11 protein-coding genes and 1 pseudogene are annotated in these 12,703 nt (G+C 64.0%); 7 read left to right on the forward strand and 5 right to left on the reverse strand.

Features of this window, described 5'->3' with window-relative positions; genetic code table 11:
* Nucleotides 1-433: 433 nt before the first annotated feature.
* Together AC5Y2L_RS16925 and AC5Y2L_RS16930 are read right to left on the reverse strand one after the other, a co-directional pair.
* Entirely contained in the window at nt 434-1,204 is a 771-nt protein-coding gene (locus AC5Y2L_RS16925; RefSeq protein WP_499937135.1) for a YoaK family protein, read from the reverse strand.
* A 445-nt stretch (nt 1,205-1,649) separates the two neighbouring features.
* Nucleotides 1,650-2,462 carry an alpha/beta fold hydrolase gene (locus AC5Y2L_RS16930; RefSeq protein ID WP_499937170.1) on the reverse strand — a complete coding sequence of 271 codons (813 nt, stop codon included), beginning with the start codon at nt 2,460-2,462 and terminating at the stop codon, nt 1,650-1,652.
* 792 nt (nt 2,463-3,254) lie between these two features.
* Here AC5Y2L_RS16930 and lpqS point away from each other — a divergent pair.
* From lpqS to AC5Y2L_RS16950, 4 genes and pseudogenes are all read left to right on the forward strand, one after another.
* Nucleotides 3,255-3,347 (forward strand): annotated as a pseudogene (gene lpqS / locus AC5Y2L_RS16935) (putative copper homeostasis (lipo)protein LpqS); the annotation flags it as partial.
* A gap of 452 nt (nt 3,348-3,799) precedes the next feature.
* Nucleotides 3,800-4,906, forward strand: coding sequence for a PPE family protein (locus tag AC5Y2L_RS16940; protein WP_499937134.1), 1,107 nt, complete (start codon nt 3,800-3,802; stop codon nt 4,904-4,906).
* Between the two features lie 2 nt (nt 4,907-4,908).
* Nucleotides 4,909-5,046, forward strand: coding sequence for a hypothetical protein (locus tag AC5Y2L_RS16945; protein WP_499937133.1), 138 nt, complete (start codon nt 4,909-4,911; stop codon nt 5,044-5,046).
* Nucleotides 5,043-6,293: a threonine synthase gene (locus AC5Y2L_RS16950; protein WP_499937131.1), complete on the forward strand. Its 1,251-nt coding sequence runs from the start codon at nt 5,043-5,045 to the stop codon at nt 6,291-6,293. The genes AC5Y2L_RS16945 and AC5Y2L_RS16950 overlap by 4 nt, the downstream gene beginning before the upstream one ends.
* A 726-nt stretch (nt 6,294-7,019) precedes the next feature.
* On the opposite strand, the gene AC5Y2L_RS16955 is transcribed toward AC5Y2L_RS16950, so the two are convergent.
* The 3 genes from AC5Y2L_RS16955 to AC5Y2L_RS16965 form a co-directional block, all read right to left on the reverse strand.
* Nucleotides 7,020-7,310 (reverse strand): hypothetical protein, encoded by a 291-nt coding sequence (locus AC5Y2L_RS16955; RefSeq protein ID WP_499937130.1) that lies wholly within the window; start codon nt 7,308-7,310, stop codon nt 7,020-7,022.
* Between the two features lie 264 nt (nt 7,311-7,574).
* Nucleotides 7,575-8,276, reverse strand: a complete 702-nt coding sequence (locus AC5Y2L_RS16960) for a cation efflux transmembrane domain-containing protein (protein ID WP_499937129.1) — start codon at nt 8,274-8,276, stop codon at nt 7,575-7,577.
* Nucleotides 8,276-8,605, reverse strand: coding sequence for an ArsR/SmtB family transcription factor (locus AC5Y2L_RS16965; RefSeq protein WP_499937127.1), 330 nt, complete (start codon nt 8,603-8,605; stop codon nt 8,276-8,278). Before AC5Y2L_RS16965 ends, AC5Y2L_RS16960 begins: the two co-directional genes overlap by 1 nt.
* A 372-nt stretch (nt 8,606-8,977) precedes the next feature.
* On the opposite strand from AC5Y2L_RS16965, the gene AC5Y2L_RS16970 reads away from it, so the two are divergent.
* From AC5Y2L_RS16970 to AC5Y2L_RS16980, 3 genes are all read left to right on the forward strand, one after another.
* Nucleotides 8,978-9,256 (forward strand): DUF1490 family protein, encoded by a 279-nt coding sequence (locus AC5Y2L_RS16970; RefSeq protein WP_499937125.1) that lies wholly within the window; start codon nt 8,978-8,980, stop codon nt 9,254-9,256.
* 8 nt (nt 9,257-9,264) lie between these two features.
* The gene (ctpC, locus tag AC5Y2L_RS16975; protein WP_499937123.1) at nt 9,265-11,415 is read left to right on the forward strand and encodes a manganese-exporting P-type ATPase CtpC; all 2,151 of its coding nucleotides are present in this window, start codon (nt 9,265-9,267) and stop codon (nt 11,413-11,415) included.
* Between the two features lie 286 nt (nt 11,416-11,701).
* Complete coding sequence (locus AC5Y2L_RS16980; RefSeq protein ID WP_499937121.1) at nt 11,702-12,664, forward strand: cation diffusion facilitator family transporter; 963 nt, start codon at nt 11,702-11,704, stop codon at nt 12,662-12,664.
* The last annotated feature ends 39 nt before the right edge of the window (nt 12,665-12,703 follow it).

A 12,703-nucleotide genomic window follows, 5' to 3' on the forward strand; every position in this document is an offset into this window, starting at 1 on the left:
CTGTACCCCCTCCGGGTATCGTTACCCCGCGGGTACGGTATCAAACAGCCAGCAGTGTCAGCGAACCCGTCGCTTTCGTATCCCCATCTCTACGGTCGGGACTACGGCGGTGATCACGAGGTCCCTGAGTCCGCACAGCACATCAAGCTGTGCGGCCTGCTGCCGGGACAGCGCGGGCATGGTCGTCCAGCCGAACCGCCGCTCTCGTCTTCGACGAGCACAGTGACGGTCAGCAACCCGGGCTCGTCGGGCACCGTTGTGGCGCAACACAATTTACCCTCGAACGGTTCAGCAGGGCGATCACCGACCGATAGCGCCCACCGGAACCGGGTGCCATCGCGGACCGGCCGGTCCAGTGCCACATGCAATTCGGCGGGCTGGAACCGGCCACAAATAACAAGGGATGCTCAGAATCGAATCTGCCCCCCAACCGTCACCCGGAATTAGCCTGCATCAGTTCGGGCTTCGCAAGATCGAGCAATGTTCGCCGCCTGCGACTATGCAACGTGCTGGCCACTGCGACGGCCAGGCAGCCCGCCGCCGGGACGACCAGTGCATATCCACCGAGCCGATTGCCGATCAGCAGCCCAGCTACACCGCCGATAAGAAACAGCACCAACGTCGCTGTCAAGACGGCGGCCTTCCATTTGTCGATGCCATGCCGACGGCTACGGCCGAGCATCAGCCCGAGGTCAGTGACGGTGCCAGTGAAGTGGGTGGTGCGGATCGCCATACCACGCATGCTCGAGGTCAACCCATTTTGCAGGCCAAGGGCCGCGGCCGCGAACAGCGCCTGAACGACGCCTGGATGAATCCCGACCGCGGCGATCTGCGCCTTTACCGCGGTGTCCTCCAATCCGCCGGCGACAAAAAGCAGCAACCCGGCCTCTGCGATCAGGACAGCCGCATGCCGTGAGCCGGTCTGGGTTTGACTAACCGCGAGGATTGCGCCAGCCGCGGTGGTGCCGGCTAAAAATCCCAATAAAATTGCGGCCAGCACATGGCCCTCATAAAGCAACGGGTTGGCCGCGTCCATGCCTAATTGGGTGGTAACGCCGGTCACGTTACCCACCGGAAACGCCAACACCAGAACGCCCACCGCGTTGACGAAACCGGCAACCGAGGCGAGCAGCCCGCTGTAGCCGAGCAAAAGTGCCTGTGGTGGCAACCAACGTCCGAATCTACGCGTCTGTGGCAGCATCATCTCCTTCGGTCCTCGCCGGTACAAGAGGCGAGTCTAACGTGCGTGGCCCTCCAGTCAGCGCACCGAAAGTGTTGTGAAGGCTGTCGACGATCTATGACAGAGACGCTGTGCGGATCCGCGCGGCCGCCACCTCGATCGCCCGCGGCATGCCTTCCAGGCGCCGGCAGATCTCAGCGACCCACCCGAATTCTGTTCGGTTAAGCCCAAATCGGGACGCGCTGCGACGGACCCGGTCGACGAACAATTCCACGGTCGATGCCAGGCTGCCGACAATGGCCTCCGGTCACCTCACCGACCCAAGGAGGCGCACCGCATCATCGCAGACGCCCGGCAGCACGGACCGATCACGTCGGGTGCACTGCCACAACACCCACCACCACAACGCCGGCAACTACACCACCTGGTGACATGGTCAGCTAGTACTGATCGTTTTGTTGTCGACGGGCTAGTCGTGGACTGCCACCTTGCGGCGGTGGCCGGCGATCCGGGTGATCTCGTCAGCGACCAGTTGTGGTTCGGTAACGACCACTTGATGATTCGACCGCAGCGCCTTCACGTGACGCGCATCCAGTCGGGCTGCCGCCCGACGGTGCGCCGCCACGAACGCCTTACGGATGGACCTGTCGAAAATCGTCGACCTCATCCCTGAGATGACAGCGATCGGAATGTCGCCGAGCGCGGGCCGACTACGCCGCAGACTTCGCAGACCCTCGATGAAGAACCGTTCCTCCTCGTCGGCCGCCCGGACGGCACGCACGGTGAGGTCTTCGGTAACCAGATCGTGCACCACGTCCGCGGGCATTCCCGGCATGGCTCGCCGGACGGCCAGCGGTAGCAGACGCAGGCGCCTCAGGACGGCGAGCGCCGAGCGGCCGGCCAGCACGATCATCCGCAGGTGTTTTAGCGACGACCCGCAGCACACGTCGAGATGTTCATCAGCGTGGTCGATGAGCACTAGCCCTGCGATCCGGCACGGATTCGCGACGGCAGCAGCCAGGGCGATCGTTCCGCCGTAACTGTGCCCGGCCAGGATGTACGGGCCAGCATCCAGCGTCGACAGCAGCTGGTCGAGGTCGTCGGTGATGCGTTCCAGCGTGCGTGGTTCTGGGTCATCGTCACTGCGCCCCAGATTGGCCCGGTCATACACCACGGTCCGGAATCGTTGTGCCACAAGCGGTTGCACGAGTCCCCATTCCGATCGGGAAGCGCCTAAACCGGATTCGAACACCACGGTGGGGCTACCGGTGCCTGCCGTCATGTAGTGCAGGTTGCGGCCGTCGGAAAGGCGGACAAAATGACTGCTGCCCAGAGTAGGTGTCACCTATCTATTCCCGTCCAGAACGCTCCAGCCACCGTGGTAGCCCTCACTATGACTGCGACTATCGCTGGGGTCGTGCGCGCGGTGACTTTTGTGGTGGTGTTTCTGGTCGCGTCGGGGGAATCCGCCCATGATCCGCAGCATAGCGATGCTGTCGGAGCGCAAGAGTTGGACCATCTTTCGGCCAGATCAGGAAGGTGATGTCGAGGAGAATGACTGTGCGTAATTAATTGTGACGCTTGACGATTGCCTGCGCTGCCTGCGGACCACGTCACTCAAGGGATCCCAGTTTCATGGCATCACAAACGCGGCCGCCCCGGTAAACGCAGGCCACAACAAAGCAACACCTCTCCTCCAATCCACGCCCCCCGCCTGAGGCTCGTTGGGTCACCGAAGCGGAGTCGTGGCACTACGGCGCCGAAACACAAGCGTTGATTCCGTTGGGGACGGGGCAGATGGTAGCCTACCCTCTAGGGGTATCGGCCACATTCGATGGCAGTCGGATGTCCTTATTTTGCTTGCAGATCGCGGCGGTTGGCTGTCGCCGTGCTGGCGGGTGTAGGTGCCCCCGCCATCAATGCGGCCCAGCCGCAACTTGTGCAAGGGCTGCCCACATGCAAAGCGTCCCAATTGCTGGCGATAGCTGCGCTTGCCGAATCTGCGGCTGGGCCGCATCGGTTGCTTGGCGCCGTTTTAGCCCGACTGCTCGGAATGGGTTGGCTGGCGTAGCTTGTCGTGCCAGCGGGGCGGGGCCCGCCGGGTGCAGCGGCTGTCGCCCTCACCGGTCAAGATCTCTTGACGCGGTTCTGCCTAGCTCGTCGCTGACTGGTCAATATACGAGGCCAAGCCCACAAGCGCGATCAAAGGGGAGCTTAAGGACCGTGGTCCACGACCGCGCCTCGCGGGGACGTGCGGATTACCCCGATGAGCTCGATGCTCGTCGGCGTTTGCAGCGCAGCGCCGGTTTGACGTGCCTGGATTGCGGAGAGTACACGTCGTGAAAGGAAGTAATCCATGTCATTTGACACCATGGAGCCGCAGTTACATGCATCGTTGGCTAACACTCCGGACCGTACCGACCGCCGCAAACGCGGTTGAGGCACCAATTGCCCCCCGCCGACCGCACACCCATAAGGGGTCAGGCGGTCCGCTCGCCCGCACCGCAGGAATTGTCCGCCAGACCTTGGCGGTCCCCGGCCAGGACGACCCCAACGCGTATGCGAGATCCGACGCAGCGGCCGCATCGACGGTCCGCTGAGGCCACAGAAGGCACAGGAATGGACTTTGGGGCGTTACCGCCGGAGATCAACTCCGTACGGATGTATTTGGGTGCCGGCTCGGGGCCGATGTTGTTCGCGGCTGCGGGCTGGGATTTTCTCGCGGGCAAGCTTTACGCCGCAGCGACTTCCATTCGATCTGCAGTGGCCGGTCTGACAAGCGAACAAGGGCAAGGTCGCGCAGCGTCGTTGATGGCGGATGTGGCCACGCCGTACTTGACATGGCTCGCGGTCACCGCTGAGCGTGCTGAACAGGCAGCCGTGCACGCCCGGGCCGCAGTCGCTGCCTACGAAGCCGCACACGCGCTGACCGTGCCCCCCGCAACCGTCTTAGCCAACCGCAACATGTTGAAATCGCTGGTGGCCACGAACTTCTTGAGTCAAAACACACCGGCAATCGCGGTGGTCGAGGCCGACTACAGCGAAATGTGGGCCCAAGACGCCGCCGCGATGTACAGCTATGCAGCCCGCTCAGCGGCCGCTTGCCAGGTGACACAGTTCGTCCCGCCACCAGCGGAGTTGCTCGCTGAAACCCTGGCCCGACACGGCGCATGCCCTTTGGACGTGACGACCACAGAATCGGTGAGCAACACCGACTCCCAGGGGCCGCCCGCGGTGGCGTCCGCCCTGATGCGGCCCCTCTCGCCCCCATCGCCACCCGCCTTCCCTTCCTCGGCTTCAGAGACGCTGATTCCCACGGACGATCCGGTGCAGCCGGACGCCAACACCGACCCATCGGACTCCGATTCGGCGATGTCGACGGCGATGTCGACCACGCAATCGCTTACTGCGCCCGCGGTGCCTACGGACAGAAAACGCAGCGTCGACAGCAACCACCTTCGGCCAGGCGGACAATCCGTATCGATGCGCGCTTGGTTCGGAGGCGACCCTGCCGCCCGGCAAAGCCGAGAGCGCAGGCACCCTCGATGGACCGCTAAAGAGGCGGCACACCAAGACTTGGGCCCGGCCACCAGGATCGGCGAATTGTCGGTGCCGCAAACCTGGGCGGCAACGACCGGGGCACAAGCTGCCGCTGTTGCGGCGTGGCCGAAGGCCGCGGTGCGCGACACCTCGACAACAGGTACAAATGACGGCCCGGAGACCTAAACATGTTGAAAGATCCGCACGTCAAGATCCACCCGGTTGAGGTGGAAGAAATGATGGTCGCGGACGCCGGGGCGGTGACCGACAACGTGTGCGAGCTGTTCACGGCGCTCGACAGGAAATTCGCGGTGGCGCAGCTATGAACGCGCGTTATCTCGGGTTTCTCCGTTGTCCCCGATGCGGACGAGAAGCATCCGAAGAGCAAGCATCGTTCGGATGTCCCGACTGCGCCTGCCGCGGCATCGGCGTCAACCTCACCCCCGCATACACATTGACGGCCGGGTCCTTGCCGTGGGAGACCTCCCAGTGCGGCATCTTCGGCTTCCGCGGATTGTTGCCGTTGGCGCCCGACGACGTCCCGGTGAGCCTGGGCGAAGGCGCGACGCCCTTGGTTCCGTTGAAACGGCTGGGACCTCGACTGGGATTGCACAGACTCATGCTCAAAGACGAAGCGCGCAATCCGACGTGGTCATACAAGGACAGGCTCGCGGCGGTCGCCGTTACCAAAGCGGCGGCGTCGGGAGCTTCGACCGTCATTGTGTCCTCAACTGGGAACCACGGCGCAGCGGTCGCCGCCTACGCCGCCGCGGCGGGACTTGGCTGTGTGGTGCTCACCGTATCGTCCGTGCCGCGCGAGATGCGCGTACTCATGCAGGCATACGGCGCATGCGTGGTCGCGTACGAGAATGGCCCGGACCGGTGGACGGTGCTTCGCGCAGCGGTCGAGGCGTTCGGCTGGACTCCGATATCCGGGCTTGGAAGACCCCCGATCGGTTCCAACCCGTTTGGCATAGAGGGATACAAGACGATCGCCTACGAACTGTGGCGCCAACTCGGCCAGACCCCAGCGGTTGTGGTAGTGCCGACCGCCTATGGTGATGGGCTGGCCGGTATCCGCCGCGGATTTTCCGACCTCGTTGGTTTGGGTCTTACCAGCGGCATGCCCAGGCTGGTCGCGGTCGACCCGTTCGGCGCCTATGCCCGCGGATTGCAGTCCCCAGAGGGAAAGCAGCCAACCGTTGCCACACAGCCGTCACTCGCGTTCTCGGTTGCGGCGCGCGTGGCAACTTATCAGGGGTTGGACGCCGTGCGAGCCACAAACGGGACGGCAGTCGCCGAGCCAAGCAATGACGCGATCACCCGTATGCAACTCGAAATGGCCTCCACAGAAGGCCTTTACGCAGAAAGTGCGTCTGTGTTGACGGTGCTCGCCGCTCAACAACTCGCCGTGCGCAAGTGGATCGATCCGGATGAGAGCGTCGTGCTGCTGTCGACGTCGACCGGGTTGAAGGATCCCGGCTCGTCCCTGAGCCACCTGCCCGATCTCCCGGTTCTCGATCCCACGCTGGCCGCTCTCGAGCGGGCGCTTCCCCCGGGCATGTGCAGCTGACATACGGACGGCCTCGTCATCGGCTGGCCTCGAGATGCCGGAAGCGGCGTCGGCCCCGGGGCCGCCGTGGTAGCGGAGGTACTCGCTCTCGATGATATCTCGCACGCGGCCGTGACTTTGACCTATCGCGAATCGCTTAACCAGAGGCGGGCGATCAACGGGGGCGGCCGCCGAGCCGATTGGATCGGGCTGATCGGAGCCAAGTCTCTCGCGCTGCCGGCGTTGCTGAGGCGCACCAACAGGTACCGCCGGGGATGTTGTGGGTCGCGTGGCGTTCTCCTGAGGCGGGGTTGTCAGCCGAGTACGGGCTGCGACTGTCGGCGGGAGACTTTCACCACGGCCAAGATGTCGCAGACACAGGCCTCGCCCGCCGGCGCGGCGGGCGATGGCCGAACACAACTGCAGCCGCACCGGATCGGCCTGTGCCGCTCGAGGCGGATCATGCCGAGTCATCGCCGTGGTGTCGGCCGTGGCGCTCCCGCACGCCTTGAGTTTGACCGCCGCAACCGCTGCCGCCGCAGCCGACAGTGGCTCGCGGAGCAGCGCCTCGGGAGGCCAATAAATCGGATCAGTCCATAACTCCCACGACTTCGACATACGTCGATATTGAGAGACGTCGAATCGGCACTTGGCGGGGCCGGCGTGGTGTGACAGCGGCTCCCGCGCTGGCTCACACCCCCGCCGCCACTCTTCTCGAGACGCCCCCTGCCGCAGTCCAAGAGGCGGTCATTGCCAGCCGCGAAGTTGGTAGTAGCGGTCTCGCGGTTCGGCGGTGAGCGGGTGGATCTGATGGCGGTGGCACCACATGAAGTGGAATGTGGCGCCGATCAACGGCAGCGCGAACACCCACAGCCAGGTCCAGGGCCGGCCTACGGTTAGTTCGATAGCTAGCAGAATGGCCAAATAACTCAGCCATCGCGCAATGCGGGTCCACACTGGCGACCTGGCTTCGAAATGCCCGAAGAGCGGCGTCAATACGGCGATTAGCGCCGCCGCTGTCATCCATTCCGTTTCCACTTGGTTGTTTCTGCGTGGTGCGTCGATCTGGATCGGTTAGCCGACCGGCGGGCTCACGCGGCTCGCCGTAGAGCCGCGGCAAGGTCGGTCGCGAGGGCATGGGTGTCATCAGCCCGGCTGCCGTGCGCTCGTGTTGCCTTCCGGGGTAGCGAGGTGGCACAGCGGGCATCGGCAGTTTCCGAGTTGCGCGCTGCTGCCATTTCGTGCCGATATAGGTCGCGGTCCGCATCAATCATCTGGGTCACCGAAAAATTTCCTTGTCCGCTAGTCGTTGCAGCAGTTGCAGTCGTGCTCACCCGCAGTGCTGCCGGTGACGACCGGTGCCGGGCAGCAGGGCCGGCCCTTCCAGGCGTTGAGGCCTTCCCTGACCGCGATCACGGCGATTGCTAGGGCTGCGATCGGGTCGGCCCAGGACCACCCGAACAAGCTGTTGAGCAACAACCCGGCCAAAAGGATTGCTGACAAGTAGGTGCACAGCAGGGTTTGTTTGGAGTCGGCGACCGCGGACAAGGAGCCGAGTTCGCGTCCGGCGCGGCGTTGGGCCCACGACAGTATCGGCATGATCACCAGACTGGCCGCGGCCAAAGCGATCCCGGTCGGCGAAGGCCGAGCTTGGCTAAATCCGAACAGGCTGCGGATCGACTCGGCCGCCACGTAAGCGGCCAGCGCGAAAAACGACCACGCGATGATCCGCAGCGTAATCTTTTCGCGCGCTTGCGGGTCACGGCCGGCGAACTGCCACGCCACCGCGACCGCTGAGGACACCTCTATAACCGAGTCAAGTCCAAAGCCAATCAGCGCAGTCGAGGCGGCTCTGGTGCCCAACAAGAGCGCAATACCGGCCTCGATGATGTTGTAGGTGATCGTGGCGGCAACGACCAATCGGATTCGCTGCGATAACGCAGCCCGCCGCTGCGACGACAGTGCCCGCGGGGGCGGCGAGGGCGTGCCCAGGTTGAAGGACATCAGCAGCTTCCATCAGAACTGAAAGTTGAGCAGCGATCAGAATCGGCGGCCAACACCACCTGCACCAGATCATCGAGGGCGCGCGTCAAGTTGGGGTCGGCAAGTTCATAGCGGGTGCGCCTGCCTTCGGGCACCGCCACGACTAGGCCGCAGCCCCGCAGGCAGGCGAGGTGATTGGACATGTTCTGCCGTGACACCCCAGCGTAGTCGGCCAGTTCGGCCGGGTAGCGGGGGCCGTCTTTGAGCGCCAGCAGAATCTGGGTCCGGGTCTCATCCGCGAGGGCCTGGCCGAACCGGGCCAGGACTGACACCCGAGTCAGAGTTTCCACCCCACGCACGTTACACCCACTCCTGTATTCAGGATTCAATGAACCATAGCGGTGCAGTCACGCTCACCCGCTCGAACGAGGGATCGCCGTCGGAGTCGTTCGGCGGGCGGTCGTAGTCGATCCCAGCTGCCGTCGAACAATCACCGCATGCGGTGGTGATACGGCGACGGCGGCGGAAACCGGGCACCGTGCAGTTTCGAACTGCGTTCTTACCCGAGCAGAACGCGGCACAAGTAGAAGTGATAATCCGGATCCATGGCTGCAATCGCAAAGCGGCGCGACATATGTTGACATACTAATATGACGATGTTAGCGTGGGTTTGTATACGCAGAGACATACGCACCGAACTGGTACGGGAGGTTGGTTAGACCATGCTGCATGGACTTGTGGCGAAGGCGGGCGCTGCGGTGTTCACCGGACTCGTGGGGGTAAGTGCCTACGAGGTGCTGAAGAAGGCGGTGGGGAAGGCGCCGGTTCGCCGCAGCGCGGTCGCGGTGACGGAGTTGGGTTTGCGTGGGACTCGGCGTGCTGAGGTGGTAGCGGAGTCGGCGCGGTTGAAGGTCTCGGATGTGGTCGCCGAGGCGCGTGAGCGCATCGGGGAAGAAACGCCGCCCCCGGCCGCCGCCGATGTCCACAATCACGACCATTGATCGCTGGTATGACTGTTGCGCTCGACCCTGAGGTGGTCGTTGTCTCCGATGCTGCTGGGCGGATGCGGGCGTTGGTTCCGTGGGTCCGTTCGAACTCGCGGCGTGCCGTGGCTGTGGAAGAGTCGGTAGGCCGACAGCACGGTGTGCGGGCGGTCCACGCCTATCCGCGGACCGGATCTGTGGTGGTGTGGTATTCACCGAGGCGCTGCGACCGATCGTCGCTGTTGGCGGCGATATCTGCGGGTGCCGACATCGCCGATAATTTGATTCCGGCGCGCAGTCCCCGCTCTTCGGATGTCCGCAACACCGACGTGCTGCGGATGGTGATTGGCGGGGCCGCGCTGGCCGTACTCGGGATTCGGCGCTACGGCTTCGGGCGCCCACCGCTGCTGGGTGCGAGTGGTCAGCTCGTGGCAACGGGTGTGACGATCTTTACCGGGTATCCATTCCTGCGCGGCGCGCTGCGCTCGCTGCGTTCGGGTCGCGCCGGCACCGATGCGTTGGTGTCGGCGGCCACCATCGCCAGTTTGGTGCTGCGCGAAAATGTGGTCGCACTCACGGTGCTGTGGTTGCTCAATATCGGCGAGTATCTGCAGGATCTGACGGTGCGGCGCACGCGGCGGGCCATCTCGGAGCTGCTGCGTGGGACACAGGACACGGCCTGGATTCGGCTGGACGACGACACTGAGGTGCAAGTACCCATCGATACGGTGGAGATCGGCGACGCCGTGGTGGTGCACGATCATGTAGCGATCCCGGTCGATGGTGAGGTAGTCGACGGGGAGGCGATCGTCGACCAGTCCGCGATCACCGGGGAGAATCTGCCGGTCAGCATCGTGGTCGGTGCCCAGGTGCACGCCGGTTCGGTGGTGGTGCGGGGGCGACTGGTCGTGCGTGCCAGCGCCGTGGGCAGCCAAACCGTGATCGGACGCATCATCACCAGAGTCGAAGAGGCTCAGCATGATCGGGCGCCCATTCAGACGGTCGGTGAAAACTTCTCCCGCCGCTTTGTCCCCGCATCGTTCATCTTGTCGGCGATCACCTTGGTGCTCACCGGAGACGTCCGGCGCGCCATGACCATGCTGCTGATCGCCTGCCCGTGCGCGGTAGGTCTGTCCACTCCGACAGCAATCAGCGCCGCCATCGGCAATGGTGCGCGCCGAGGCATTTTGATCAAGGGCGGCTCGCACCTCGAGCAGGCCGGCCGGGTGGACGCGATCGTGTTCGACAAGACGGGCACACTCACGATCGGGCGGCCGGTCGTCACGAACATCGTTGCCTTGCACAAGGATTGGCAGCCAGAAGAGGTTCTGGCCTATGCGGCCAGTTCGGAGATCCATTCCCGTCATCCGCTGGCCGAGGCGGTGATCCGTTCCACCGAGGAACGCCGCATCACCATTCCGCCACATGAAGAATGCGAGGTGCTGGTCGGACTTGGCATGCGCACCTGGGCTGACGGGCGGATTCTGCTGCTGGGTAGCCCCTCGCTGCTGCGCGGCGAACGTGTCCGGGTGTCCAAGAAGGCAACCGAATGGGTCGACAAGCTGCGCAAACAGGCCGAAACCCCGCTATTGCTAGCCGTCGATGGCAAGCTGGTCGGGTTGATCAGCCTGCGTGATGAAGTGCGGCCCGAGGCGGCTGAGGTCCTAACCAAGCTGCGGTCCAAGGGGATACGCCGCATCGTCATGCTCACCGGCGACCATCCCGAGACTGCTGAGGCGGTCGCCAATGAACTCGGTATCGATGAGTGGCGCGCCGAGGTACTGCCCGACGACAAACTTGAGGTAGTGCGCGCCCTGCAAAGCGAGGGCTACGTGGTGGGCATGGTCGGCGACGGCGTCAACGACGCCCCCGCGCTGGCAACCGCCGATATCGGTATCGCGATGGGCCTGGCTGGAACCGATGTCGCCGTCGAGACCGCCGACGTCGCGTTGGCCAACGATAATCTGCACCGCCTGCTCGATGTGAGTGATCTCGGTGCCAGGGCTGTTGAAGTGATCCGCCAGAACTACGGCATGTCGATTGCGGTCAACGCCGCAGGACTGCTGATCGGTGCCGGCGGCGCGCTGTCCCCGGTGATCGCCGCGATCCTGCATAACGCGTCCTCGGTGGCCGTCGTCACTAACAGCTCGCGCCTCATCCGCTACCGCCTGACGTGATGCTGCCGGTACTCGGCTCACATGTTGCCCAAAACCGCTTGCGCATCGCCAGCTGCGACTGTCCCGGCGAGGCGTTTCGCCCTCAGTGTTCACACGGAGGTTTTCCCGGTATGGGCCGGTCGCCACGTGCACGCCCGCGCGATCCGCGTCCTGGCAAAGGAGGCCTGAGGTGAATGTGAATGCCTCGTGAATTCTGCTGTCCGATGAGAGTTTCGTGGACCCGGATATTGAGAAATATCGTGATACGACCATAGATTGCACGCATGACGGACGTGAGAATGCGATTGTGAGCGGCGGCCACACCCATGCGCACGCCACGGCCGACAGCGATCGTCGCTGGCTGGCCGGCGCGCTGGCGGTAATCGTGGCGTTCATGCTGGGCGAGGTCGTTGTTGGAGTTGTCGCCCGCTCGTTGGCGTTGATTTCCGATGCTGCGCACATGCTCACCGACGCCGCCTCCATCGCGTTGGCGCTGTGGGCGATTCGGCTGGCGGCTCGCCCCGCGATGGGCCGGATGACCTACGGGTGGAAACGTGTGGAGATTCTGTCCGCACAGGCTAACGGGCTCACGCTGCTGCTGTTGGCGATCTGGCTGGCGTATGAAGCGATTCGACGCCTGATCCACCCGCCGCAGGTCACCGGCGCGCTGGTGCTGATCACCGCGCTGGTCGGCGTGGTTGTGAATATCGCCGCGACCTGGATGATCAGCAGAGCCGACCGAAGCAGCCTCAATGTCGAGGGCGCCTTTCAGCACATCCTCAACGACTTGTTCGCCTTCATCGCTACCGCCGTCGCCGGGGTGATCATCCTGACCACCGGTATCTGGCGCGCTGATGCGGTCGCGACCCTGGTCGTCGTGGCGTTAATGATCAAGGCCGGTTTTGGCCTGGTGGGCCAAGCCAGCCGAATCTTTTTGGAAGCCGCGCCGAAAGATTTGGATCCCGCCGCGGTCGGGCAGGCGATGGCAGCGTGCGACGCGGTCGTCGAGGTGCACGACCTTCACATCTGGGAGATCACCTCCGGCTCGCCGGCGCTTTCGGCGCACGTGTTGGTCGAACCTGGCCGCGACTGCCACGCAGTTCGCACCGAATTGGCCCAGATACTCGCCGAGCGATACCACATCGAGCATGCCACCTTGCAGGTCGACCACGCTCATTCTCAACGCGTGGAGTTCGGTGCACCTAGCACCGACGCCCGGCACTGCGAGCATCCACACGGCCCGGTCCACCGGCGCACCGAGATCATCTGAATCTCATCGACGACCGCCGACCGTCCTTTTGGCACGCGA

Source organism: Mycobacterium sp. NGS66, assembly GCF_059812225.1.